Annotated in this window: 24 protein-coding genes; 15 read left to right on the forward strand and 9 right to left on the reverse strand. The window is 71.9% G+C overall.

The annotated features are described in order from the left end of the window. The first annotated feature begins 7 nt into the window (after positions 1–7). The 4 genes from AB0M54_RS14455 to AB0M54_RS14470 are packed head-to-tail and all read left to right on the forward strand — an operon-like array spanning position 8 to position 4,152. Positions 8–736: a (Fe-S)-binding protein gene (locus AB0M54_RS14455; protein ID WP_364471313.1), complete on the forward strand. Its 729-nt coding sequence runs from the start codon at positions 8–10 to the stop codon at positions 734–736. Further along, positions 733–2,151, forward strand: a complete 1,419-nt coding sequence (locus tag AB0M54_RS14460; protein WP_364471316.1) for a LutB/LldF family L-lactate oxidation iron-sulfur protein — start codon at positions 733–735, stop codon at positions 2,149–2,151. Before AB0M54_RS14455 ends, AB0M54_RS14460 begins: the two co-directional genes overlap by 4 nt. After that, positions 2,144–2,737: an LUD domain-containing protein gene (locus AB0M54_RS14465; RefSeq protein ID WP_364471319.1), complete on the forward strand. Its 594-nt coding sequence runs from the start codon at positions 2,144–2,146 to the stop codon at positions 2,735–2,737. The genes AB0M54_RS14460 and AB0M54_RS14465 overlap by 8 nt, the downstream gene beginning before the upstream one ends. Continuing rightward, on the forward strand, positions 2,737–4,152 hold the full coding sequence (locus AB0M54_RS14470; RefSeq protein ID WP_364471322.1) for an L-fucose/L-arabinose isomerase family protein: 1,416 nt from the start codon (positions 2,737–2,739) through the stop codon (positions 4,150–4,152). The genes AB0M54_RS14465 and AB0M54_RS14470 overlap by 1 nt, the downstream gene beginning before the upstream one ends. A gap of 175 nt (positions 4,153–4,327) precedes the next feature. Here the strand turns inward: AB0M54_RS14470 and AB0M54_RS14475 are convergent, their stop codons facing one another. From AB0M54_RS14475 to AB0M54_RS14485, 3 genes are read right to left on the reverse strand one after another with little or no spacing between them, the layout of a single operon-like run. Beyond that, positions 4,328–4,471 (reverse strand): hypothetical protein, encoded by a 144-nt coding sequence (locus AB0M54_RS14475; protein WP_364317202.1) that lies wholly within the window; start codon positions 4,469–4,471, stop codon positions 4,328–4,330. 3 nt (positions 4,472–4,474) lie between these two features. Continuing rightward, positions 4,475–5,071 carry a hypothetical protein gene (locus AB0M54_RS14480; RefSeq protein WP_364471325.1) on the reverse strand — a complete coding sequence of 199 codons (597 nt, stop codon included), beginning with the start codon at positions 5,069–5,071 and terminating at the stop codon, positions 4,475–4,477. A 31-nt stretch (positions 5,072–5,102) separates the two neighbouring features. Further along, positions 5,103–5,828, reverse strand: a complete 726-nt coding sequence (locus AB0M54_RS14485; protein WP_364471328.1) for a class I SAM-dependent methyltransferase — start codon at positions 5,826–5,828, stop codon at positions 5,103–5,105. A 117-nt stretch (positions 5,829–5,945) separates the two neighbouring features. Between AB0M54_RS14485 and AB0M54_RS14490 the strand changes: the two genes are divergently transcribed. Then, positions 5,946–6,137: a CsbD family protein gene (locus AB0M54_RS14490; protein WP_364317196.1), complete on the forward strand. Its 192-nt coding sequence runs from the start codon at positions 5,946–5,948 to the stop codon at positions 6,135–6,137. A gap of 104 nt (positions 6,138–6,241) precedes the next feature. Here AB0M54_RS14490 and AB0M54_RS14495 read toward each other — a convergent pair whose 3' ends face one another. Then, complete coding sequence (locus AB0M54_RS14495; RefSeq protein WP_364471331.1) at positions 6,242–7,582, reverse strand: lysine 2,3-aminomutase; 1,341 nt, start codon at positions 7,580–7,582, stop codon at positions 6,242–6,244. A gap of 130 nt (positions 7,583–7,712) precedes the next feature. Here AB0M54_RS14495 and AB0M54_RS14500 point away from each other — a divergent pair, with 130 nt between their 5' ends. The 9 genes from AB0M54_RS14500 to AB0M54_RS14540 all read left to right on the forward strand — a co-directional run bounded on the left by AB0M54_RS14500 (position 7,713) and on the right by AB0M54_RS14540 (position 17,467). Next, positions 7,713–8,738, forward strand: coding sequence for an L-erythro-3,5-diaminohexanoate dehydrogenase (locus AB0M54_RS14500; RefSeq protein ID WP_364471334.1), 1,026 nt, complete (start codon positions 7,713–7,715; stop codon positions 8,736–8,738). 5 nt (positions 8,739–8,743) lie between these two features. Beyond that, positions 8,744–10,243: an amidohydrolase family protein gene (locus AB0M54_RS14505; RefSeq protein WP_364317194.1), complete on the forward strand. Its 1,500-nt coding sequence runs from the start codon at positions 8,744–8,746 to the stop codon at positions 10,241–10,243. Positions 10,244–10,249: 6 nt separating this feature from the next. Further along, complete coding sequence (locus AB0M54_RS14510) at positions 10,250–11,794, forward strand: lysine 5,6-aminomutase subunit alpha (protein WP_364471337.1); 1,545 nt, start codon at positions 10,250–10,252, stop codon at positions 11,792–11,794. After that, positions 11,791–12,525: an OAM dimerization domain-containing protein gene (locus tag AB0M54_RS14515; RefSeq protein ID WP_364317190.1), complete on the forward strand. Its 735-nt coding sequence runs from the start codon at positions 11,791–11,793 to the stop codon at positions 12,523–12,525. The genes AB0M54_RS14510 and AB0M54_RS14515 overlap by 4 nt, the downstream gene beginning before the upstream one ends. Further along, on the forward strand, positions 12,522–12,887 hold the full coding sequence (locus tag AB0M54_RS14520; RefSeq protein ID WP_364471339.1) for a hotdog domain-containing protein: 366 nt from the start codon (positions 12,522–12,524) through the stop codon (positions 12,885–12,887). The genes AB0M54_RS14515 and AB0M54_RS14520 overlap by 4 nt, the downstream gene beginning before the upstream one ends. After that, on the forward strand, positions 12,884–14,089 hold the full coding sequence (locus AB0M54_RS14525; protein ID WP_364471342.1) for a glutamate mutase L: 1,206 nt from the start codon (positions 12,884–12,886) through the stop codon (positions 14,087–14,089). Before AB0M54_RS14520 ends, AB0M54_RS14525 begins: the two co-directional genes overlap by 4 nt. A gap of 468 nt (positions 14,090–14,557) precedes the next feature. Further along, on the forward strand, positions 14,558–16,150 hold the full coding sequence (lnt, locus tag AB0M54_RS14530) for an apolipoprotein N-acyltransferase (RefSeq protein ID WP_364318108.1): 1,593 nt from the start codon (positions 14,558–14,560) through the stop codon (positions 16,148–16,150). Continuing rightward, the gene (locus AB0M54_RS14535) at positions 16,147–16,935 is read left to right on the forward strand and encodes a polyprenol monophosphomannose synthase (RefSeq protein WP_364317185.1); all 789 of its coding nucleotides are present in this window, start codon (positions 16,147–16,149) and stop codon (positions 16,933–16,935) included. Before lnt ends, AB0M54_RS14535 begins: the two co-directional genes overlap by 4 nt. A gap of 28 nt (positions 16,936–16,963) precedes the next feature. Next, on the forward strand, positions 16,964–17,467 hold the full coding sequence (locus tag AB0M54_RS14540; RefSeq protein ID WP_364317183.1) for an FxsA family protein: 504 nt from the start codon (positions 16,964–16,966) through the stop codon (positions 17,465–17,467). 102 nt (positions 17,468–17,569) lie between these two features. Here the strand turns inward: AB0M54_RS14540 and AB0M54_RS14545 are convergent, their stop codons facing one another. The 3 genes from AB0M54_RS14545 to AB0M54_RS14555 form a co-directional block, all read right to left on the reverse strand. Beyond that, positions 17,570–17,908 carry an RNA polymerase-binding protein RbpA gene (locus AB0M54_RS14545; protein WP_364317181.1) on the reverse strand — a complete coding sequence of 113 codons (339 nt, stop codon included), beginning with the start codon at positions 17,906–17,908 and terminating at the stop codon, positions 17,570–17,572. A 365-nt stretch (positions 17,909–18,273) separates the two neighbouring features. Beyond that, the gene (locus AB0M54_RS14550) at positions 18,274–18,552 is read right to left on the reverse strand and encodes a hypothetical protein (RefSeq protein ID WP_364471345.1); all 279 of its coding nucleotides are present in this window, start codon (positions 18,550–18,552) and stop codon (positions 18,274–18,276) included. Positions 18,553–18,562: 10 nt separating this feature from the next. Beyond that, positions 18,563–19,804: a serine/threonine protein kinase gene (locus AB0M54_RS14555; RefSeq protein ID WP_364471347.1), complete on the reverse strand. Its 1,242-nt coding sequence runs from the start codon at positions 19,802–19,804 to the stop codon at positions 18,563–18,565. 181 nt (positions 19,805–19,985) lie between these two features. Between AB0M54_RS14555 and AB0M54_RS14560 the strand changes: the two genes are divergently transcribed. Continuing rightward, positions 19,986–20,777 (forward strand): LLM class F420-dependent oxidoreductase, encoded by a 792-nt coding sequence (locus AB0M54_RS14560; protein ID WP_364471350.1) that lies wholly within the window; start codon positions 19,986–19,988, stop codon positions 20,775–20,777. On the opposite strand, the gene AB0M54_RS14565 is transcribed toward AB0M54_RS14560, so the two are convergent. Beyond that, positions 20,755–21,189 carry a DUF4396 domain-containing protein gene (locus tag AB0M54_RS14565; RefSeq protein ID WP_364323256.1) on the reverse strand — a complete coding sequence of 145 codons (435 nt, stop codon included), beginning with the start codon at positions 21,187–21,189 and terminating at the stop codon, positions 20,755–20,757. The genes AB0M54_RS14560 and AB0M54_RS14565 overlap by 23 nt on opposite strands. A 41-nt stretch (positions 21,190–21,230) precedes the next feature. Beyond that, on the reverse strand, positions 21,231–22,517 hold a 1,287-nt coding region (locus AB0M54_RS14570; RefSeq protein WP_364471353.1), incomplete at its 5' end, for a response regulator.

Below are 22,517 nucleotides of genomic sequence, written 5' to 3' on the forward strand. Positions count from 1 at the left end.
GGCAGAGGTGCGCATCGCGCTCTTCGTGACCTGCCTGGCGGACACCATGTTTCCGCAGGCGGCGAAGGCCACCGTCCAGTTGCTCGAGCGGCTCGGGCACGAGGTGGTGTTCCCGCCCGGTCAGACCTGCTGCGGCCAGATGCACATCAACACCGGCTACCAGAAGGACGCGCTGCCCCTGGTGAAAAGGCACGTCAAGACCTTTCTGCCGTACGACGTGGTGGTCGCGCCGTCCGGATCGTGTGTCGGGTCGGTCCGCCACCAGCACGCCATGGTGGCCTCGGCGGCCGGCGACGAGCGGCTCGCGTCCCGGGCCGCGGCGGTGGCGGAGCGTACGTACGAATTGTCGGAGCTCTTGATCGATGTTCTGAAGGTCGAGGACGTGGGGGCGTACTTCCCGCACCGGGTGACCTACCACCCGACCTGCCACTCGCTGCGGGTGCTGCGGGTCGGCGACAAGCCGATGCGGCTGCTGCGCAACGTGCGGGGCATCGACCTGGTCGAGCTGCCGGCGGCCGAGCAGTGCTGCGGGTTCGGGGGCACGTTCGCGCTGAAGAACGCCGACACCTCGGCCGCGATGCTCGCCGACAAGATGGGGCACGTCCTCGACACCGGCGCGTCCGTCTGCACGGCCGGTGACTCGTCCTGCCTCATGCACGTCGGCGGCGGGCTGTCCCGGTTGAAGTCCGGGGTACGCACGCTGCACCTGGCCGAGATCCTGGCGGCGACCCCATGACCACCTTCCTGGGCATGCCCGCCCCGCGCGGGGTCGGCCACCTCCGTGGCGACGAATCGTTCCCCCGGGCCGCGCACAAGGCGCTGGCCAACGACCAGCTCCGGCGCAACCTGCGGCACGCCACGACCACGATCCGGGAGAAGTCCGGCCGGGTGATCGCCGAGCTGCCCGACTGGGAGGAGCTGCGCGTGGCCGGGTCGGCGATCAAGGCCGACACCATGGCCCGCCTGCCTGAACTTCTCGAACAGCTGGAAGAACGGGTCACCGCGGCCGGCGGGGTCGTGCACTGGGCGGCGGACGCCAACGAGGCCAACACGATCGTCACCGACCTGGTGCGGGCGACCGGCTCGGAACGCGTCATCAAGATCAAGTCGATGGCCACCCAGGAGATCGGGCTCAACGAGGCCCTCGAGGCGGCCGGGATCCAGCCGGTCGAGACCGACCTGGCCGAGCTGATCGTGCAGCTCGGGCATGATCAGCCCAGCCACATCCTGGTACCGGCGATCCACCGCAACCGCACCGAGATCCGGGACATCTTCCTGCGCGAGATGCCCGGCGTGGACCCCGCGCTGACCGACGACCCGCCGGTGCTGGCCGCGGCGGCCCGGCGCTACCTGAGGGAGACGTTCCTCAGCACCAAGGTGGCCGTGTCCGGGGCCAACTTCGGCATCGCCGAGACCGGCACGCTGTCGGTCGTCGAGTCGGAGGGCAACGGCCGGATGTGCCTGACCCTGCCCGACACGCTGATCACCGTGATGGGCATCGAGAAGGTGCTGCCGACCTGGCAGGACCTGGAGGTGTTCCTGCAGCTGCTGCCGCGGGCGTCGACCGGCGAGCGGATGAACCCGTACACGTCGATGTGGACCGGGGTCACGCCCGGCGACGGCCCCCAGGACTTCCATCTCGTGCTGCTCGACAACGGGCGCACGGCGGTGCTGGCCGACGAGGTGGGCCGGCAGGCGCTGCACTGCATCCGGTGCTCGGCCTGCCTCAACGTCTGCCCGGTGTACGAACGGACGGGCGGGCACGCGTACGGCTCGGTGTATCCGGGGCCGATCGGGGCGGTGCTGTCGCCGCAGCTGACCGGGGTCGAGGACAACGCGTCGCTGCCGTACGCGTCGTCGCTGTGCGGGGCGTGCTTCGACGCCTGCCCGGTGCGGATCGACATCCCGGAGATCCTGGTCCACCTGCGGAACCAGGCGCCACATCCGCGGACTGAGCGCGCGGCGATGGCGGCCGTGGCGTACACCATGGACCACCCCGCCCTGTACGAAGCCGCGCAGCACGCCGCCAAGCTGTCCAAGTACGCGGGCAAGCGCCTGCCACCGCCGCTCTCCGGCTGGACCGCCTCGCGCGACCTGCCCGCCCCGCCGTCCGAGACCTTCCGCGATTGGTGGGAGAGCCGCGATGAGTAGCCGTGACGTCGTCCTCGGCCGGATCCGCGCCTCCCTCGCGGGCTCCGCCCCGGCGGTTGATGTGCCGCGCGACTACCGGCCCGCGCTGGGTGCGGCCGCGTCGCTGGACCTGCTGGTGGAGCGGCTCGCCGACTACAAGGCGGTCGTGCATCGGGCCGCCGCGGTCGCGCCGGTCGTCGCCGAGATCGTCAGCGGCGCTCTGGTCGTACCCCCCGGACTTGATCTTTCTTGGGTCCCCTCCTCGGTGTCGGCCCTGGTCGACGACGGGCTGCCGGCCTCGGCCATCGCCGCCGCGGACGGCGTGCTCACGGCCGCGGCCATCGCCATCGCCGAGACCGGGACCATCGTGCTGGACGCCTCGCCCGACCAGGGCCGCCGCATCATCTCGCTGCTGCCCGACCTGCACATCTGCGTGCTTCGGCCGGCCCAGGTGGTGGGCGGGGTGCCGGACGCCGTCGCGCGGCTGACGCCGGGACGCCCGCTCACCTGGATCAGCGGCCCGTCGGCGACCAGCGACATCGAACTGAACCGCGTCGAAGGGGTGCACGGTCCCCGGAACCTGCACGTGATCCTCCTGGAGGAGTAATGCTCTTAGAACCCCAACCCCGCCGTAAGACCCGGATCGGCCTCGTCGCCGGCGGGCTCGGCACGTACTGGCCGCAGTTCCCCGCGCTGCTGCCGCAACTCCAGGAGTCCGCGCGCTACGTCTCGGCGCGCTTCCAGGAGATGGACGCCGAGGTGACCGACGCCGGGTTCGTCTCCGACGCCCAGGAGGGCGCGATCGCCGCCGAGAAGCTCCGGCAGGCCGACTGCGACCTCATCGTCATGTTCCTGGCCACCTACCTGACCGCCTCGATGGTCCTGCCGATCGCCCAGCGGTCCAACACGCCGATCCTGGTCATCGACCTGCAACCGACCGAGAAGATGGACCACGCGTCCTTCGACACCGGGGCCTGGCTGGCCTACTGCGGCCAGTGCCCGGTGCCCGAGGTCGGCAACACGTTCCGCCGCGCCGGCATCCCGTTCCGGTCGGTGTCCGGCTGGCTGCGCCAGGAGTCGGCGTGGGAGCGCATCGGCACCTGGATCCGCGCGGCGCACGTGCGGGCGGCCCTGCGCCACGCCCGGCACGGGCTGATGGGCCACGTCTACCCGGGCATGCTGGACGTCTCGACCGACCTGACCCTGCTGCCGGTGACGTTCGGCTCGCACGTCGAGGTCCTCGAGTTCGACGACCTGCGCGAGCGGGTGCTCGCGGTCTCCCCGTCCCAGGTCACCGAGCGGATGGAACTCGCGCGCAAGATCTTCACCCTGGACGACACCGTGCAGCAGGACGACTTCGCGTGGGGCGCCCAGGTGTCGGTCGGCCTCGACCAGCTCGTCGAGGACTTCGCGCTAGACTCGATCGCCTACTACCACCGGGGCCTGGCCGGTGAGCAGCACGAACGCCTCGGCGCCGGCATGATCCTCGGTGCGTCGCTGCTGACCGCCCGGGGCATTCCGACGACCGGCGAGTACGAGCTCCGCACCACCGTGGCCCAGCTGGCCACCCAGGTCGTCGGCGCGGGCGGGTCGTTCTGCGAGATCCAGGCGCTCAACTTCGAGGACCAGGTGGTCGAGATGGGCCACGACGGTCCCGCCCACCTGGCGGTCAGCGCACGGGACCCACTGCTGCGCGGGCTCGGCGTCTACCACGGCAAGCGCGGGTGGGGCGTCAGCGTCGAGTTCGACGTACGGGAGGGTCCGGTCACCCTGCTCGGCCTGGGTCAGGACCGGGACGGGAGCCTGATGTTCGTCGCCTCCGAGGGGACGGTCGTGCCCGGGCCCCTGCTGGCCATCGGCAACACCACCAGCCGGGTGTCCTTCGGCCGTGACCCGGGCGAGTGGGTGGACGAGTGGAGCGCCAGCGGCGTCGGCCACCACTGGTCCCTCTCCCTCGGCCACCGCGCCGCCGACTACCGGGCCGCGGCCAGCCTCCTCGGCATCGGTTTCATCAGCGTCTGACCGCCTCTGCGCCCTGCGGCGGTGACGTGCTGAGCCAGGTCGGGAGCACATGGTCCGGCCTGGTCCTGGTGGCGCTCGGCGTCACGGTGACGTCGAGGTCGTCGTTGCGGCCCGGGATCACCACGGCGGCGGGCATGATTGCGGCCCGTCTGGCACGAATGAGGCGGCGGGGTGTTCAGGCGCCGCGGTGGGAGACGCGGGCCCAGATCAGCAGGGCGATCCCGGTCAGGGCGCAGGTCGCCTTGTGCAGCGCCATCAGCACCATGCTGGGGAACTCCCACAGGATGAACGCGAAGACGGGGAAGAGCAGCGGGCCCACGGCTCAGCCCGTGGTGAGTTGCAGGGCGTGTGCGGGTGGCTGGAAGCCGGGCGGCCAGGGGGCGTCGAACAGGGTCTTGCAGATCGTGACGGTGGCCCACGGGACCCAGGGGCCGCGGAGCCTGATCGGGTACGCGCCCTCGAAGTGCAGTTCCACCGAGTAGTCGAGCGGGTTCGGCTGGATCAGGAGCAGGGCGTTGTAGTGGTACGACGTCCACTGGTCGGTCATCAGCAGCAACCGCTGGTTGGTGACGATGGCATGGAACCGTCCGCCGTGGCGCCACTGCGGGGCGGCGGCCGCCTCGGCCCGGCGCCGGTTGCCGGAGTTGATCGCGGCCGAGGCGGCCAGTGACGCGGCGGTGAAGAGCAGGCCGCCGCTCGCGTACATGCTGCTGGAGTATTCGACGTCGGCGCCGCAGTAGATCTGGGTGTCGACGGGGAGCGCGCCGTACTGTTCCTCGCCGGCCCGGCACATGATCGTCGGGGTGACGGGGGTGAGGCGCCGGCCGGCGCGGAGGTGCTCGAGGAGCAGGGTCATCGACTGCCAGCCGGCGACGGCCTGCTCGGCCTCGTGCTGCTGGATCTGCTTCCGGGTGGGCATGTCCCTTTCTGACGGACAGGTCGCGACGAGGTCAGGGGAGCTGGGCGCGGGCGCACTCGGTGACGTACGGCAGGTCGAAGCCGGTGCGCCCGACCAGCGCGGGATGGGTCGCCGCGAGCTGGCGCACCTGGGCCAGCACGGCGGCCCGCACGTCGGCCGGCAGCAGGATCACCCGGCTGCGGGAGGCGACCAGGTCGAGCAGCGCCTCGGGGGTGACGCGGTCGGTCCAGCGGAACTCGGCCGTCTCGACCGGACCGAAGGGCGGCCCGACGGCGGGGTCGCGGCCCTCTTCGCCGCCGCCGATGATGGTGCCGAGGCGGTCCACCCATTCGGCGGCGGCGGTGTCGCGGACGTTCCACAGGATGCCGAGGCGCCCGCCGGGGGCGAGCACGCGGGCGATCTCGGGCACGGCCCGTTCGCGGTCGACCCAGTGCCAGGCCTGGGCGATGAGCACGACGTCGACCGCGTTGTCGGGGAGGGGGATGTGCTCGGCCGATCCCTGGTGGGTGTCCACGGCCGGCAGGACGCGGCGCAGCTCGGCGAGCATGCCCTCGGAGGGGTCGACGGCGGTCACCGGGAGCCCGCGCTCGGTCAGGCCGCGGGTGAGTTTGCCGGTGCCGGCGCCCAGGTCGAGGACCCGGGGCTGCCCGCCGGGCAGGAGCCAGTCGAGGGCTTCGGTGGGGTAGCCGGGCCGGCCCCGCTCGTAGGTGCGAGCGACGGGGCCGAACGAGTGCGCCTGAACGGAGCGATCATCCACGAGGCGATCATATATACCAGTATCCTAGGATGCTCTACATGATGTGAGTGGGGTTGCTTGCGTTTGAGCAATCACCGGACCGGGAACCTCCTTGAACGAGCCAAGGAGGTCTTACAGATGAGCTTCACCGACAAGATCAAGAACAAGGCCGAGGAACTGACCGGCAAGGGCAAGGAAGAGGCCGGCGACGCGACCGACAACCCGCGTCTCGAGGCCGAGGGCCAGGCCGACCAGACCGACGCGCACGCCAAGCAGGCCGGTGAGCACGTCAAGGACGCCGCGACCGACGTGAAGCGCGCGCTCAGCTAGGACATGTCTCAAATTCGCATCCGGGGCGAAACGACTGGGGCTGAATTTGAGACATGTCCTAGACAACGCAGCACTGAAAAGGGGGCCCGAGGGGCCCCCTTTTTCTATTCGGCGATCTGCTTGCGCCACCACTTCTGCCCGGACTCGGGCAGGGTGTCGATCGGGTCGTAGTACGCGTAGAGCTTGCCGGCGACATCCTCGGCCGAGCCCTCCTCGATGGACGTGCGGTAGTTCTTCGTCCAGTACGAGATGCCGTGTTCACGGTCGTAGTCGGCGATCATGTGGACCCAGCGCTTGCCGACGAACGGCACGTCGCAGACGATCCGCGGGGTCGCGTACCCGGGCAGGTAGCCCATCATGTCGTGCTGGAGCTGCTGGGCGTGCCAGACCGGGACCCGCCAGTGCTCGGCGTTGGGGATCATGTCGCACATGTAGAAGTAGTACGGCAGGATGCCGGCCTCGCCCTGCATGGCGAAACACAGGTCGAGCAGGTCGGGCGTGGTGGCGTTGACGCCGCGCATGAGCACGCCCTGGTTGCGCACGTCGCGGACGCCGACCTCGAGCAGCATCCGGGCCGCCCGCGCGACCAGCGGGGTCAGCGAGTTCACGTGGTTGATGTGGGTGTGCACGGCCAGGTTGACGCCGCGGCGTTCGGCGGTGATGGCGACCCGGTTCAGGCCCTCGACGACGTCGCCCTGGAGCCAGTGCTGGGGGAGTCCCATCAGGGCCTTGGTGGCGAGGCGGATGTCGCGCACGGTCGGCACCGAGAGCAGGCCCATGAGGTACGCCTCGAGCTGTTTCCAGGGGACGTTGGCCACGTCGCCGCCGCTGACCACGACGTCTCGTACGCCCGGGTGCGACCGGAGGTAGGCCAGGTGTGCGTCGTACCGGTCGACCGGCTTGAGGGACAGCTTGAGCTTGTCGACGGTGGGGGTGCTGTTGCCGACCAGGTCCATGCGGGTGCAGTGGCCGCAGTACTGGGGGCAGGTGGACAGCAGCTCGGCGAGCACCTTGGTGGGGTAGCGGTGGGTGAGGCCCTCGGCGACCCACATGTCGTGTTCGTGCAGGGAGTCGCGGGTGGCGTGCGGGTGTGACGGCCAGTCGAGGTGGCGGTCGGTGGCGACGGGGATCATGTACCGCCGGACCGGGTCCTCGTAGAACGAGGCGGTGTCGGGCACCCGGCCGGGCACCATGGTGTTGATCATCTGGGGTGGGATGAGCATCGACATGGTGGCCAGGCGCTGCTGGTCGGTCTCGAGGTCGGCGTAGAAGCTCTCGTCGACCAGGTCGCCGAGGACGGCGCGGAGCTGCTTGACGTTCTTGACGCAGTGGACGCGTTGCCACTGCGCGGACTCCCACTGGGCTCTGGTGACGTCGCGCCAGCCGGGGAAGCGGGTCCAGTCGGGCTCGACGAGCTCGTGGCGCCGGTACTCGTACGGCTGCACTGCATTGCCTCCCCGGGCGACGAAGAAAGATCGTCCTCCGACCGTACTGGAGAATCTGCGGTCTAGAAACTGGCCGGGCGAAGGATTTACGGTATAGAAGCTTGAACACAACATGTTTCACAGGAGGCGCGTGGTGAAGGTGGGTCTGAATCGGGTGCTCGAGCCGGCCGGTGTGCTGCCGCAGGCGGCCTGGCGGCTCGACGCGCGCCCGGAGATCGCCGCCGATGAGGTGCGGATCGGGCTGGAACGGCTCAATCTGGACGCGGCCAGCTTCCGGCAGTTGTCGGTCAAGCACGGCGGTGACGGTGCGGCGGTGCGGGCCGAGGTGCTCGACATCATCGGTACGCGCGGGAAGATGCAGAACCCGGTGACCGGTTCGGGCGGCATGCTGATCGGCGTGGTCGAGCAGGCCGGCCCGGATTCGCCGCTGCCGGTGAAGCCGGGGGACCGGGTGGCGACCCTGGTGTCGTTGACCCTCACGCCGCTGGCCGTGACGGATTCGCTGGAAGGCTGGGACGGGCTGAGCGAGCAGGTGCCGGCGCGCGGGCATGCCATCCTGTTCGGCCGTTCGGTGGTCGCGGTGCTGCCCGACGATCTGCCGGCCGAGCTGGCGCTGGCGGTGTTCGACGTGTGCGGCGCCCCGGCGCTGACCGATCGTGTGGTGCGCGGCTACGACCGGCCGACCGTGGCGGTGCTGGGCGGCGCCGGGAAGTCCGGTTCGCTGGCGCTGGCCGCGGCGAGGCGTGCTGGTGCGCGTACGGCCGGAATCGTGGTCTCGGCGACCGAGCGTGACGCGCTGACCGAGGCCGGCCTGGCCGACGTGGTCGCGGTCGCCGACGCCCGCGATCCGGTGGCCGTCTCCGGCGCGGTGGCCGAGGCGCTCGGTGGGCCGGCGACGGTGACCGTGGTGTGCGTGGACGTGCCGGGCTGTGAGCACGGGGCGATCCTGGCGACGGCCGAGCGCGGCACGGTGATCTTCTTCTCGATGGCGACGAGTTTCCCGGCCGCCGCGCTGGGTGCGGAGGGGCTGGCGGCGGATGTGACGATGCTGATCGGCAACGGGTACGTGCCGGGGCACGCGGCGTTCGCGATCGATCTGGTGAGGAGCGTCCCAGCGGTGCGCGGGTTGTTCGAAAGCCGGATCGCGGGACACTGACCGGCATGACTGCGCTCTACACCAACGGCCGTTTCTACTCCGCCGCCGACCCTCGGGCGACCGCGATGCTGGTCGATGACTCCCGGATCACGTGGCTCGGCACCTCGGCCGACGCGCCCGCCGCGGATCGGGTGACAGATCTGGCCGGCGCGTTGGTGACACCCGCGTTCGTGGACGCCCATGTGCACGCCACGGACACCGGGCTGGCGCTGGACGGGCTCGACCTGTCGGGCACCCGGTCGGCGGCGGAGGTGCTGGACGCGGTGGCGGCGTTCGCGGCGGCTAAGCCGTCGGACGCGGTGGTGCACGGGCACGGCTGGGACGAGTCGATGTGGGCCTCGCAGGTCCCGCCGTCGGCCGGCGAGCTCGACCGCGCCGCGGGTGGCCGCCGGGTCTATCTGTCGCAGGCTTCGGTGCACTCGGCGCTGGTGTCGACGTCGCTGCTGGGTGCGGCGGAGGGCGTTGACGGGTACGACGTTTCGGGCTGGGTGCGGGAGCACGCGCACCATGCGGTGCGGGCGGTGGCGCTGGGCGCGCTGACGCCGGAGCAGCGGACGGCGGCTCAGCGGAGCGCGCTGTCGCGGGCGGCGTCGCTGGGGATCGCGGCGGTGCACGAGTGCGGTGGCCCGGGCACGTCCAGCGAGGCGGATTTCCTTTCGGTGCTCGCGCTGTCCGGGCAGGGGCTGCCGCGGGTGTTCGGCTATTGGGGCGAGCTGGGCGGCGCGGCGAAGGCTCGGGAGCTGGGCGCGGTGGGTGCCGGGGGCGATCTGTACGCGGACGGGGCGCTCGGGTCGCGTACGGCCGCGGTCCGGGATCCGTACGCCGACGGTGACGGCTGCGGCCTCGGGTTCCTGACCGCCGAGCAGGCCGGCGAGCACCTGATCGACTGCGTGAACGAGGGGATGCAGGGCGGGTTCCACGCGATCGGGGACGCGGCGATCGCCACGGTGCTGGACGGGTTCGCGATCGCGGCCAAGGCGCTCGGGGTGGATCGGCTGCGGGCGGGCCGGCACCGGATCGAGCATGTCGAGCTGGCCGACAAGGCGATGATCGCCCGGATGGTGGAGTTCGGGGTGGTCGCCAGCGTGCAGCCGGTGTTCGACGCACTCTGGGGTGGTCCGGAGCGGATGTACGCGCAGCGGCTGGGTGTGGCCCGGGCGATGGCGACGAACCCGATCGGGCAGATGCACGCGACCGGGGTGGCGCTGGCGTTCGGGTCGGACTCGCCGGTGACGGCGCTGGACCCGTGGGCGGTGGTGGCGGCCGCGGCGGCGCCCCGCAACCCGGTGTACCGGATGAGTGTGCGGGCGGCGTTCGCGGCGTCGAGCCGGGGCGGGTGGCGGGCGGCCGGGCAGGACGGTGTGGGGGTGCTGGCGCCGGGGCAGTCGGCGACGTTCGCGGTGTGGGAGACGCCGGGCGGGGTGCGGGACGGGTTGCCTTCGCTGGACGCCTCTCCGGTCTGCCTTCGTACGGTGCTGGACGGTTCGACGATCTTCGAGAGGTAGGGGTACGTGGCGGGGAAGCTGGATCTGGATCCGCGGGTGGTGCGGAAGGCGCGACGTCTGGCCGTCCGCGCCGGTCAGCCGGTCGTCGACCTGGCGCGGTCGCACACCACGGTGTCGGTGGAGCGGGCGGTGTTGCGGCTGGCCGGGGTGCGTGGCGCCGACCCGGACGGCATCCCCTGGGTGAACCGGCTGGTCGACGCGGTGATCGCCGACGTCGGCCTTTCGCACGGCGTGTCCCTGCCGGTCTTCCATGCGCTCAAGGACTTCGACGACATCACGGTGCTGGCGCAGAAGGCGGCCGCCGGCGCCGTGCGATTCTCCCTTCCCGACAAGTCGGGCGTGGCTCGACGGTCGGCGTTGAAGGCCGCGCGGGCCGGGCTCGCGCGGGTCGACCGGCGCCGCGCCGAGCGTGAGCGGATGGTGAAGCGGCTCGGCGATCCCGAGCAGCGGCCGTGGATCTATCTGATCGTGGCGACCGGGGACATCCACGAGGACATCCCGCAGGCGCAGGCGGCGGCGCGGGCCGGGGCGGACGTGATCGCGGTGATCCGGTCGACCGGGCAGTCGCTGCTCGACTACGTGCCCGAGGGCGCGACCCGGGAGGGCTTCGCCGGCACGTACGCCACGCAGGAGAACTTCCGGCTGATGCGGGCGGCGCTGGACGACGTGAGCCGGGAACTGGGCCGTTATGTCCGGCTGACCAACTATGCGAGCGGGCTGTGCATGCCGGAGATGGCGGTGATGGCCGGCCTGGAGCGCCTCGACATGATGCTCAACGACTCGATGTACGGCATCCTGTTCCGCGACATCAACCCGATCCGCACCTTCGTCGACCAGCGGTTCTCCCGGCAGGTGCACGCTCGGGCCGGGATCATCATCAACACCGGCGAGGACAACTACCTGACCACGGCCGACGCGGTCGACGCCGCCCACACGGTGACCGTGTCTCAGCTGCTGAACGAGTTCTTCGCGCACGAGGCGGGCCTGGCCGACTGGCAGCTCGGCATCGGGCACGCCTTCGAGATCAACCCCGACGTGCCCGAGTCGTTCCGGCTCGAACTGGCGCACGCCCTGCTGGCGCGGGAGCTGTTCCCCGACGCGCCGCTGAAGTGGATGCCGCCGACCAAGCACATGACCGGCGACGTGTTCCGCGGCAACCTGCTCGACGGCTTCTTCAACCTGGCCGGCGCGATGACCGGGCAGGGCATCCTGCTGGTCGGCATGATGACCGAGGCGGTGGTCACGCCGTGGCTGTCCGACCGGGACATCGCCCTGCAGAACGTGCGCTACGTGCTGGGCGCCGCCGGTGGCCTGCACGAAGACTTCGTCCCGGCGCGGAACGGCTTCATCCAGCAGCGCGCCCACCGGGTCCTCGACGAGGCCATCGACCTGCTGTCCCGGATCGCCGACGACACCGTGCTCAACGCGATCGCCGACGGAACGTTCGGGATCATGCGCCGCCCGGCCGACCGAGGCAAGGGCCTGTCCGGCGTGGCCGCCCACGCCGCAGATTACTTCAACCCGGTCACCGAGATCCTGGAAGCGTCATGACGATCGTCCGGCCGTACGGGGACACCACCGGGGACGGGATGGTGCAGTTGTCGTTCACACTGCCGGTCCCGCATGACAAGCGGGCCGAGGGGGCCGCGCTCCAGCTCGCGGGGAAGATGGGGATGGAGCCGGCGATGCTGGTGCACAGCCGGCAGATGGGGGACGGTTTCACGTTCTTCGTCGTGTACGGGCGGGTGCGGCATCTCGTGGACACCGAGCAGGTGCAGGTGGTCGAGCGGGACTTCCCGCTGCTGTCGGCCAAGGAGGTGAACGCGGCGATCAAGCGGGGCCTGCGGCGGCGGCTGTCGGTGGTGGGGGCGTGCATCGGGACCGACGCGCACACCGTGGGCATCGACGCCATTCTCAACCTCAAGGGGATCGCGGGGGAGAAGGGGCTGGAGTCGTACCGGGAGATGGCGGTGCTGAACATGGGCGCGCAGGTGTCGGTGCCCGAGCTGGTGGAGACGGCCCGGGCGGCCAAGGCGGACGCGGTGCTGGTGTCGCAGGTGGTCACCCAGCGCGACGCGCACCTGCAGAACACCCGGGCGTTGTCGGCGGCGTTCCGGGAGGCGCTGCCGGCCGGGCGGCGGCCGCTGCTGATCGCCGGCGGGCCGCGGTTCGACGAGATGATGGCGGGCGAGCTGGGTGTCGACCGGATCTTCGGCCGGGGGACCACGCCGCGGGAAGTGGCGTCCTATCTGGTGCACGCCGTCGTGGAGGGTGCTCGATGATCACTGTGACCCATCGCCGGTATGTGCCGTACGCGCACGCGCACTACGCCGGGAACCTGGTCGACGGGGCGTACTCGCTCGGTCTGTTCGGTGATGTGGCGACCGAGGTGTGCATCCGGCTGGACGGCGACGAGGGGCTGTTCGCCTCCTATGCCGACGTGCAGTTCCGGGCGCCGGTGCAGGCCGGCGACGTCCTGGAGGTGACGGCGACGGTCACCAGGATGGGTACGCGGTCGCGCACGATCGACTTCGTCGCGGCCGTGGTGTGCCGTGGCACCGGCGGTTCGGCGGCGGCGGTCCTTCCTGAGCCCATCGTCGCCGTGACCGCCACGGGCACCGTGGTCGTGCCCTCGAAACCATGACCGCGGCCGTCTGCGTGGATGTCGGCTCGACGTACACGAAGGCCTGTCTGGTCGATCTGGCCGGCGGCGGGCTGATCGCGCGGGCGGAGGTGCCGACCACCGCGTCGACCGATGTGCTGTCCGGGCTCGATGCCGCCGTCGCGCAGTTGCCCGGCCCGGGCGAGCTCTACGTGTGCTCCTCCGCCGGTGGGGGGCTGAGGCTGGCCGTCGTCGGGTACGAGCACCTGGTCACCGCCTCGGCCGGCCATCGTGCCGGGCTGTCCGCGGGCGCCCAGGTGGTGCACGTGGCGGCGGGGCGGCTCGACGGCGCCGCCGTGGCCGCGCTGAGGAAGTCCCGTCCGGATGTGATCCTGCTCGTCGGCGGCACCGACGGCGGCGACGGCGAGGTGCTGCTCCACAACGCCGGCCGGCTGGCCACCGCGCGTCTGCGCCGCCCGGTCGTGGTGGCCGGCAACGCCGAGGTGAGCCCGGCCGCCGCCGCCCGGCTGACCGGACGCGGGATCCCGGTGACCGTCACCGGCAACGTCCTGCCCCGCATCGGCGTCTTGGAGCCGGGCCCGGCCCGGGCGGCGATCCGCGAGGTCTTCCTTCGCCACGTGATCGGCGGCAAGCGGCTGTCCCGCGGCCCGCGGTTCGCGTCGCTGGTCCGCGCGGCGACCCCGGACGCGGTCCTGGCCGGCGTGGAGGTGCTGGCCGACACGACCGCCGGGGGTGTGCTGGTGGTGGACGTGGGCGGGGCGACCACCGACGTCTACTCGGCGCTGGTGCCGGACGCCGAGGAGGAGACCGGGCCGCGCCGGGACGTGGCCGGCACGATGTGGCGGCTGCGGACCGTCGAGGGCGACCTCGGGGTGGCCGTGTCGGCCCCGGGCACGGTCGCCGCGGCCGAGGCGGAAAGACTCGATCCGGTCGATCCCGGCGATCCGGTCGCGCTGGCGTCGGCGGCGGCCACGGTCGCGGTACGCCGGCACGCCCGCGGGCGTGCGCTGCGTGACGTGCGTCTCGTCATCGGATCGGGTGGGGTCCTGCGACACGGTGGAGGTCAACGGGTCCTGGCCGCCGTCCTCGGTGATCTGGCCGGGGGCTGGGCACCGCCGGACCGGGCCCGTCGGATGATCGACAGTGCCTATGTGCTGGCCGCGGCGGGCCTGCTGGCGGCCGATCATCCGCAGGCGGCCGCCGGTCTGCTGAACCCGTGGTGAACCGTTCGGGTACCGGGGGATGACACGCCGACGAACGCGACACGCCCAGGCGCGGGACACGGTGTTGACAGGCGGGCGGGGGTCGGACGTACCGTCGTCAGGTCCCAACGCGGGAAGCGGTTGTTGTTCGCTCCGTTCCTTCGCCCACTGGCCGCGCCCAGGGCCCTCCTCCAGGGGTCAGGCGCACGCCAGGTCCAGGGGGTGGGGGTCGGCGGGGCGGCGCGGACAAGCCGTTGTTCCGGCGTGGGCCAGGGGGTGGAACGGGGGACCAGTAGACAACGGCGCGGCGCGGGCAGCCAGCTCGGCGGCACGTCGGTCCGAAGGTTCCCGCGACACCTTCCTGCCACGTCGTCCGCGGCGAGGACCAAGGGATCCATCGGGGCGTGGTCGTGGCGGCCACGCCCCGATTCCTGCATGTAGCCTTCCGGCGTGGAGTTGACGCTGCAACCACCTGTTCCCCGGGCGCCCGTGCCACCGGTGGCCGACCCGGCCGCGGGACCCCTGCGGCTGTGGGTGTCGGTGGTGCTCGCGGTGCTGGCCGGGGCCTCGATCCTGCTGGCCCTGCCCCCGTACGACCTGTGGCCGCTCGCGCCCGTCGGTGTCGCCCTGCTCGCGGCGGCCACCCACCGCCGCCGGTTGCGCGGCGGTTTCGGCGTCGGCCTGCTCGCCGGCGCGGTGCTGTTCCTCCCGCTGCTGTGGTGGACCACCTTCGCCGGCGGCTGGCTGCCCTGGGTGATCCTGTCCACCTCGCAGGCGGGCTTCGTCGGCCTGCTGGGCCTGGCGTCGGCCTGGACCAGCCCCCTCGTGGACCGGTGGCGTGGGCTGTGGCCGGTGCTGACCGCGGTGCTGTGGACGGCCATGGAGGCGTTCCGCGACCGGGCGCCGTTCGGCGGGTTCCCGTGGGGCCGGCTCGCGTTCAGCCAGGGCGACGCCCCCGCGCTGCGCCTGGCCGCCTGGGGTGGCGCCCCGCTGGTCACCTTCGCCGTGGCCGCCGCCGGTGGCGTGCTGGTGGCCCTGCTGTGGCGCCGCAAGGTGACCGTGGCGCCCGTCGTCGCGTACCTCATCGCCGGGGGTCTGATCGTCGGCGGTCCGGCCCTGGCGCCGGTGGCCGAGGCCGACGGCCCGGCCAAGCTGGTGGCCGTCGTGCAGGGCAACGTGCCCCGTCTCGGCCTCGACTTCAACGCCCAGCGCCGCGCCGTGCTCGACAACCACGTGCGCGCCACCATCGAGCTGGCCAACCAGGTGGCCGAGGGCCGGCAGCGCCGCCCCGAGCTGGTGGTGTGGCCCGAGAACTCCAGCGACATCGACCCGCTGCGCAACCAGGACGCCGCCCAGCAGATCGCGAGCGCGGCCGCCGCCATCGGCGTGCCCATCCTGGTCGGGGCGGTGCTGCGCGGCGACAAGCCCAACGAGGTCAAGAACGCCGGCATCCTGTGGCAGCCGGTCACCGGGCCCGACCAGGCCCAGACCTACATCAAACGGCACCCGGTGCCGTTCGCCGAGTACATGCCGCTGCGCCCGATCGCCCGGTTCGTCGCCGGCGAGAAGGTCGACCTGGTCCGCGACATGGTCGCCGGCGACCACGCCGGGGTCATCGACACCGGTTCGGTCACGGTCGGCGACGTGATCTGCTTCGAGGTCGCGTACGACAGCGTGGTGCGTGACGTGGTCACCGGCGGCGGGCAGATCCTCGCCGTGCAGACCAACAACGCCACCTTCAACGAGGCCGAGGCCCGCCAGCAGCTGGCCATGGTGCAGCTGCGGGCGGTCGAGCACGGCCGGCCCGCCCTGATGGTGTCCACCGTCGGGGTCTCCGCCTTCGTCGACACCGCCGGGCACGTGCAGGCCGACACCGGTTTCAACGTGCCCGCGGTGGTGCTGCGTGACATGCGCCTGAGCGATACGACTACGCTAGCCACGCGCTCGGGCCACTGGCCCGAGATGGCGGTCTGTGTGCTGGCCGTCATTGCCCTGGCCGGGGCGCTGCCGTTGCGCCGACGTCGGCGGGTGGTGGTCGCCTCGGCGACCAGCCCGGAGTCGACGAACGCGGAGGAACGGTGACCGAGGCCGAAGGATATCCGGGGATCGGAAGGGTCCTCGTGATCATCCCGACCTACAACGAGGCGGAGAACATCCGGTTGATCGCCGACCGGGTGCGCAAGGCGGTCCCCTCGGTCGACATTCTGGTCGCCGACGACAACTCCCCGGACGGCACCGGCGCCATCGCCGACGAGCTGGCCGCCGCCGACGACCACGTGTTCGTGCTCCACCGGGCCGGCAAGGAAGGGCTCGGCGCGGCGTACGTCGCCGGCTTCGCCTGGGCCAAGAACAAAGGGTACGACGTCGTCGTCGAGATGGACGCGGACGGCTCGCACGCCCCCGAGGAGCTGCACAAGCTGCTCGACCGGCTGCGCGAGAACGACGCGGTGCTCGGCACCCGCTACATCCCCGGCGGCTCGGTGCACAACTGGCCGATGCACCGGCTGCTGCTGTCGCGCTGCGGCAACATCTACATCCGGATGGCGCTGGGCATGCCGTTCCGGGACGCGACCGGCGGCTACCGGGCGTACAAGATGGAGGTTCTCGACGCCATCGACGTGCCGTCCGTCGCCTCGCAGGGCTACTCGTTCCAGGTCGAGCTGGCCTGGCGGGCGTACCGCAAGGGCTTCAAGCTGGTCGAGGTGCCGATCACGTTCACCGAGCGCGAACGCGGCGACAGCAAGATGAGCTCCAACGTTTTCCGGGAACAGCTGCTCAGGGTCACCACATGGGGCCTGCAGTCGCGCAAGGAGGGGCTGATGAACCGGCTCGGCCGGCGCCCCAAGCAGGGTGCGAGCTGGCCGTGACCGCGCGAGGGCGTGTCATGCTGGAGGTATGAGACGCCCGGTGCTCGCCTTTCTCCCCCTCGGTCTGTTCCTGCTCGCGATCGCCGAGATCGCGGCGTTCGTCGGCATGGTCCATTGGGTCGGCGCGTTCTGGGCGATGGTCGTGCTCGCCGCCGCCACCATCACCGGCCTGACGCTGCTGCGCCGCGAGGGAATCCGCGGGTGGCGTGCGTTCCGGGCGGCCGCCGAGGCCGGCCGCCCGCCCGGCGAACAGGTCACCAACTCACTGGTCGGGCTGCTCGGGGCGCTGCTGCTGGCGGTGCCCGGGTTCATCAGCTCGGTGGCCGGGCTGCTGCTGGTGCTGCCACCGTTCCGGGCGCTGGCCCGCCACGGGGTGCGGCGCATCGCCGAGCGTCAGGTCTCGTCCGCGGTCGCCGGCGACTTCTTCGGCCCCCGCCACGTGCGTGTCCAGCAGGGCGACCCGGTCTCGTCCCCGCCCAGCCCGCCGCCCGCGTCCCCGACCGGCGTCATCGAGGGCGAGGTCATCCGCTAGGCCACGCCTCGCACTCGGCCGGGTCATGCAACACGGCCCGCCCCGGACAGCGAAAACGCCCCCTGCTTCGTCGCAGGGGGCGTTTTCCGTGTTGGTGCTTCGCTACCGGCCGCGCCGGGTGCGTACCTCTTCGAGCCGCTCGTTGAGGATGTCCTCGAGCTCGGAGATGGACCGCCGCTCCAGCAGCATGTCCCAGTGGGTGCGCGGCGGTTTCGCCTTCTTCTGCTCCGGCTCGTTGCCGTCCACCAGCCGGGCGATGCTCCCGTCGAACTTGCACTCCCAGGTCATCGGGACCTCGGCGTCGACGGCGAACGGCACCTCGAACTGGTGGCCCTTCACGCACAGGTACTCGCGGGTCTGCCGGGGAGCCAGCTCGGTGTTACGGTCGGACTCGTAGCTGACTGCGCCAAGACGGCTGCCGCGCAGCATGCGTTCGCCCATGATCGGCATTCCCCTCGCTCGTGGTGCTGCTTCCGTTGGTGTAACGAAAGGGACGGTCGCGCGATTCCGCCCGACGCGCCCGTCCAGAAGTCGTCGTGTGTCGGAGGTGTTAACGCTACGAGCGTAGCGGCCCGCACCCCTTACCTGTCACTCAGCGACGCCCCGGAAGTGGACCTTGGTCCACTTTACGCCACTATGAGCACTCTCCACATCCTGCGATATTGCTCACTCGGCGTCCGGTGATCCGATCGGCATCACTCTCGCGGTGACTTCATCTGCCTCGCCTTTCCCATTGTCCCGGCCGCTCACACCCGACGGCCTTTCCGGGGCGGCCGGTCGGCCGGGTTGCGATCTGGACACGGCGATCAATCGTCGTCGATCTCCGGCCTTCCGATCGAGCCCAGGCTGTCGAGCAGACGCTCCCGGGCGGCGGCGAGCCGCTGGATGTAGCCGGGCATGAAGATCTCGGTCAGCTCGTGCTCCAGGGCGCCCTTGATCGCGTAGATCGGCGACCAGGCGGCCCGATCGGTGCGGTCGACCAGGCCGTCGAACTCGGTCGTGCCCAGCCGGTCGTGGAGCCAGTCGGACATCACCAGGGCCTGGTCGCGACTGAAGGTGATCGTGATGTCCCGGTCCAGATCCACGCGGCTCAGGTCAGGCGTTGGCGGCGGCCCGTGGGGGCGGGGCGGAGCGGGGCCGGCCGCCCAGCGCGGCGAGCGCCGAGGCCAGGTCGCTGATCTGGGCCGAGAGCTGTGCGGCTCGTTCGCCGGCGGCGTCGGCCTCGGCCCGGGAGGCGGCCAGCCGGCGTTCCAGGTCGGCCAGGTCCTGGGCGGCGGTGCGGCGGTCGCGGTCGGCCGAGGCGGTCACGTCGGCCAGAGCACGCTTGGCCTCGTCGCGCTCGGCGGTGGCGGCGGTCAGGGCGGCGCGGGTGTCGGCCAGGCCGGCCTGGGCGATCTCGGCGGTGCCGCGGACCTTGGCCAGCTCGGCTTCGGCGGCGCGGCCGGCCTCGGCCAGCGAGGAGGCCGCGGCCTGACGGGCTTCGGCGAGCGCGGCGGCGGCAGCCTGGCGCAGGTCGGTGAGTTCGGCGTTGGCGGCGGCGCGGAGCTCGGCCAGGTCGGCGCGGGCGGTCTCCAGGGCGCGGCGGGACTCGTCCAGGTCGGCCCGGGCCGCGTCGGCCCCGGTGCGGGCGGCTTCGGCCCGGGCGACGGCGGTCTCGGCCTTCGACGCTGCGGTCTCGGCGGCGGCGTGGGCGTCGGCGGCTTCGCGCTGGGCGGCGGCGTGGGCGTGGCGGGACTCGTCGAGGTCGGTCTGGAGCCGGCGGATCTGCTCGGCGGCGGCCGCGGCCTCGGACCGGGCCAGGCCGGCCTGCGAGGTGGCGTGGTCGGCCTCGGCCCGTGCCTGAAGGGCCTCGGTGGCGGCCCGGTCGGCCTCGGATCGGGCCTCGGCCGCGGCGGCGTCGGCCAGGGCGGTGAGGCGGCGGGCCTCGTCCCGGTCGGCCTCGGCGGCCTCGGCGCGCTGGTGGGCCACCGTCGCGGCGGAGGTGGCCTGGTCGGCCTCGCGCCGGGCCTCGTCGCGGTCGGTGTGGGCGGCGGCGACCTGGCGGGAGGTCTCCGCGCGTACCTCGGCGATCTGCCTCTCCACGCCGGCCGGGGACATCTCGGCGTGCAGGGCCTCGGTAAGGGTGCCGACCAGCTGGTCCAGGCGGTCGACGGCCTCCCAGGTGCGAGCCACCTCGCCGGCCAGGCCGGGGGAGGCGCGGTGCCGCATGCGGACGTTGCGGGAGGCGCGCTGACATTCGCCGTCGTTGTCGCGGCAGTAGCGGAACGGGCGGCCGGCCGAGGCCCTCTGCTGCACCGGGCGCCCGCAGTGGGCGCAGGGCCGGATGTTCTCTTCCATCGACCCGGACGCTAGTGCCACCTCCGGCGCGGTGAAGGGAGCCGCGCCGTCCCGACCCAAACATCCTAGGATGCTCTACAGGATGTGCGCCCGTCCACGGCGCACACAACCCCAAAACCAAAGAACAAAAGGAATCAACGGCTACCCACCTTTTGCCTTTGTGGACCTAAGGTCGACGGCTATGGCCGAGGGCAGGCGGGTACGGGTCGGGGTTCAGGTGGCGCCGGCCCTGGGGGATTTCGCGGACGTGCGACGGGCGGCGCTGGCGGCCGAGGAGCTGGGTGCGGACGTGCTGTTCGGGTGGGATCACTTCTTCCCGCTGGGCCGTGCCGAGGAGCGGGCGGGCAAGCACTTCGAGGGGTGGATGACGCTGGCGTCGTGGGCCGAGGCGACGTCGCGGGTGGAGCTGGGGATGCTGGTGTCGTGTGTGGCGTACCGGAATCCTGATCTGCTCGCGGACATGGCCCGCACGGTCGATCACATCAGCGGCGGCCGGGTGGTGCTGGGGCTGGGTGCGGGGTTCCGGCGGTTCGAGTACGAGGCGTACGGCTATGAGTTCGGGACGGCGGGGGAGCGGGTGGCTCAGCTCGCCGAGGCGGCGCGGCGGGTGCGGGGCCGGCTGCGGGTGCTGAACCCGCCGGCCGATGTGCCGTTGCTGCTGGCGGCGAACGGGCCGAAGGCGTTGCGGGTGGTGGCCGAGCACGCGGATCGGTGGCACACGTTCGCCGCCGGTGACGAGCTGACCCGGGCGTCGCGGGTGGTGGATGACCGTTGTGCGGAGGTCGGGCGGGATCCGGCGGAGATCGAGCGGTCGGCGTTCGTACGCGGGGATCCGTCGGAGGTTGGTCCTGATTACCTGGCTCGTGGGGTGACGACGTTCGTGGTGCTGGTCGAGGGCCCGGATTTCGGGATGGCCGAGGTGCGGCGGTGGCTGGGCTGGCGGGACCGGGTCAATGGTGGTGCTGGTGGATGACGGCGTGGCCCTTGCCGCGGGCCATCAACCAGCGGTTGACGGGTGTGGTGAGCAGGAACGCGATGGCCAGTGAGGCGGCGAGGGTGAGCCAGAACAGGGTGCTGGTGAGGCCGGCGTCCATGGCGCCGGGTACGGCGAGGATGAAGCCGTTGTCGACGAGTTCCATGACGGCGATGGAGACGGTGTCGGCGGCCAGGGCGACGCCGAGGGCGGCGCGGAAGGTGAGTCCGCTGCGGAGGACGCCTCGCATGGTGAGGGCGTAGCCGAAGACGAAGGCCAGGGTGATGGAGAGCGCGACGGTGGCGGCGTTGTGCAGGCCGAGGGTGGTGCCGATGACCATGCCGAGGATTTCACCGATGGCGCAGCCGGTGAGGCAGTGGAGGGTGGCTTGGGCGGCGGTCTTCCATTCCATGCCGTCGAAGGTACCCCCTGGGGGTATCGGACGGGAAGAGCTCAGGCCGGGATGGTGAGGTGATCGGCGGCACGCTCGAGTTCGAGGCGGAGCGTGCGCAGGTCGTCGCCGACGCCGGTGTGCAGGCGGCCGGCGCGGGCCTCGTTCTCGATGCGTTCGCAGACCTCGCTGACCGCGGCGGCGCCGATGTTGCCGGCGGCGCCGCGGAGGCTGTGCGCCTGGTCCTCGACGGATTGCAGGTCGCCGGTGCGGTAGGCCTCGTCGAGGGCGGTGACGTGCCGGGGGGCGCGGGCGCGGAAGGAGGTGACGAGTCGTTCGACCAGGGCGAGTTCGGGTGGGGTGCGGCCGCCGGCGAGTTCGGCGAGGCGGTCGGCGATGGGGTCGCCGTGGGCCGGTGGAATGTTTTCGCGGGTGGCGGTTCCGGCGACCCAGCGGGCGAGGGTCTGGTCGAGTTCGGCCGGGTTGACGGGTTTGGCGAGGTAGTCGTCCATGCCGGCGGCGAGGCAGCGTTCGCGGTCGGCGACCAGGGCGCTGGCGGTCATGGCGATGATCGGGGTGTGCCGGGCGGCGCCGGCGTCGCGCCGGCGGATCTCGGCGGTGGCGGTGAAGCCGTCCATGCGGGGCATGCGGCAGTCCATCAGGATGGCGTCGTAGTCGCGGCGGGCGGACATGTCGCGGGCTTCGATGCCGTCGCCGGCGACGTCGGTGTCGTAGCCGAGGCTGGCCAGGATGCCGGTGGCGACCATCTGGTTGATGTCGTTGTCCTCGACGAGCAGGATCGTGCCCTTGCCGGCCGGCTGGACGGCGGCCGGGCGCCGGGCCGGTGCGGTGGGTACCGGGACCACGGCGGCCATGCTCTGGGCGAGCAGGTCGTAGAGGGCCGAGCGGTGGACGGGTTTGGGCAGGTAGGTGGGTGCGCCGGCGGCGGTGTGGCCGGCCGGTGGGTTCTCGTTGAGGACGATGATGTGTACGGCGGGGATGGCGTCGTCGTCGGTGACGATGCGGGCGAGTCCGGCGGTGTCGACGTCGCCGGGGTCGGCGTCGAGCAGCAGCAGGTCGTAGTGGCGGCCGTGGGCGGCGGCGTCGCGGAGGGCGCGCAGGGTGTCGGCGGCGGTGTCGGTGGTGGCGACGGTCATGCCCCAGCGGCGCAGGTCGTCCTCCAGGGCTTGCCGGTCGCCGCCGGTGCCGACGAGGAGGATGCGCAGGCCGGTGCTGCCGCCGACGGTGTCGAGGGGGCGGCCGGTGGCGGGTTCGAAGGGGATCTCGACCCAGAAGGTGCTGCCCTGGCCGGGTTCGCTGTCGACGCCGATGGCGCCGCCCATGGCTTC

The organism is Actinoplanes sp. NPDC051470 (assembly GCF_040682035.1).
Classification (GTDB): domain Bacteria; phylum Actinomycetota; class Actinomycetes; order Mycobacteriales; family Micromonosporaceae; genus Actinoplanes.

Bases quoted from the DNA above. Each gene is read 5' to 3' on its own strand.
- AB0M54_RS14555 (WP_364471347.1), bottom strand. From the start codon at position 19,804: ATGGAAGAGAACATCCGGCCCTGCGCCCACTGCGGGCGCCCGGTGCAG.
- AB0M54_RS14515 (WP_364317190.1), top strand. From the start codon at position 11,791: ATGACGATCGTCCGGCCGTACGGGGACACCACCGGGGACGGGATGGTG.
- AB0M54_RS14465 (WP_364471319.1), top strand. From the start codon at position 2,144: ATGAGTAGCCGTGACGTCGTCCTCGGCCGGATCCGCGCCTCCCTCGCG.
- AB0M54_RS14520 (WP_364471339.1), top strand. From the start codon at position 12,522: ATGATCACTGTGACCCATCGCCGGTATGTGCCGTACGCGCACGCGCAC.
- AB0M54_RS14460 (WP_364471316.1), top strand. From the start codon at position 733: ATGACCACCTTCCTGGGCATGCCCGCCCCGCGCGGGGTCGGCCACCTC.
- AB0M54_RS14470 (WP_364471322.1), top strand. From the start codon at position 2,737: ATGCTCTTAGAACCCCAACCCCGCCGTAAGACCCGGATCGGCCTCGTC.
- AB0M54_RS14540 (WP_364317183.1), top strand. From the start codon at position 16,964: ATGAGACGCCCGGTGCTCGCCTTTCTCCCCCTCGGTCTGTTCCTGCTC.
- AB0M54_RS14560 (WP_364471350.1), top strand. From the start codon at position 19,986: ATGGCCGAGGGCAGGCGGGTACGGGTCGGGGTTCAGGTGGCGCCGGCC.
- AB0M54_RS14505 (WP_364317194.1), top strand. From the start codon at position 8,744: ATGACTGCGCTCTACACCAACGGCCGTTTCTACTCCGCCGCCGACCCT.
- AB0M54_RS14565 (WP_364323256.1), bottom strand. From the start codon at position 21,189: ATGGAATGGAAGACCGCCGCCCAAGCCACCCTCCACTGCCTCACCGGC.
- AB0M54_RS14545 (WP_364317181.1), bottom strand. From the start codon at position 17,908: ATGGGCGAACGCATGCTGCGCGGCAGCCGTCTTGGCGCAGTCAGCTAC.
- AB0M54_RS14525 (WP_364471342.1), top strand. From the start codon at position 12,884: ATGACCGCGGCCGTCTGCGTGGATGTCGGCTCGACGTACACGAAGGCC.
- AB0M54_RS14480 (WP_364471325.1), bottom strand. From the start codon at position 5,071: ATGCCCACCCGGAAGCAGATCCAGCAGCACGAGGCCGAGCAGGCCGTC.
- AB0M54_RS14490 (WP_364317196.1), top strand. From the start codon at position 5,946: ATGAGCTTCACCGACAAGATCAAGAACAAGGCCGAGGAACTGACCGGC.